This is a genomic window from Bradyrhizobium sp. Crot121 (assembly GCF_059512385.1).
In genome coordinates this window covers 1-731 of the sequence record NZ_JCAMOR010000305.1, presented here as the reverse complement: position 1 = coordinate 731, position 731 = coordinate 1, and the positions used below count along the sequence as shown (strand labels likewise).

Genomic DNA, 731 nt, shown 5'->3' with positions numbered 1-731 from the left:
AGCGTCGGAAGGCGCGGCATGTGCTCGGGCGCGAGTATCACGCCGAAGCCAGCAGCGGCCATGTGCTGCAGGTGCAAGTCGTGACCGCTGCAGTGGCCGAGTTGGGGCGGCTTCTCGGGGAAATACGATTGCTGGATTTTCGGGGCGACGTCGCAGCCGGCGCGTTCCAGCAAGACGGTCTCACGGAGGTCGTCGATGCCGATTGAGGGACGATTTGCGAGCCGATGTGTCGGCGCGAGAACCGCGACGTAGCGCTCCTCGAACAGCGACCAGTCGTCGATGCGGGCGGGCACGTCCCGCACGTCCCCGACCATTGCGGCGTTGATCTCCCCTTCAAGCAAGAGGTCAACGAGCTTCTCCGCCACGCCCTCGCGCAGCTCGACGTGAAGTCCAGGGACGAACTTTGCGATCTCCGCAATCGGATCGAGCACGAGCGACGCCGAGATGGAAGGGGCGAGGCCAATCTTCAGTGGCGCGACGTCCTTGCGTTGGAACTCCTGGGCTCGGCGACGCACCGCGTCTGCCGAGGCGAGTGTGCGCTCCAGCATCGGAAGGACTTCCTTGCCAAGATCGGTGAGTTGGGTCAGCTGGCGTTCGCGGTAGATCAACTGGCCGCCGAGTTCCTGCTCGAGCTTCTGCACCCCTTTGGTCAGGGCGGGCTGCGTGACATTGCACTGCTCGGCCGCGCGGGTGAAGTTGAGCGCGGATGCGACGGCGAGGAAGTAGCGAAC

The 731-nt window shown here is 64.8% G+C and carries 1 protein-coding gene; it reads right to left on the bottom strand.

What is annotated here, in order from left to right; all coding sequences use genetic code 11:
• Positions 1 to 731, bottom strand: a 731-nt coding sequence (locus AC5ZGW_RS46675) for a LysR family transcriptional regulator (RefSeq protein WP_496114200.1), incomplete at both ends; no start/stop codon positions are given.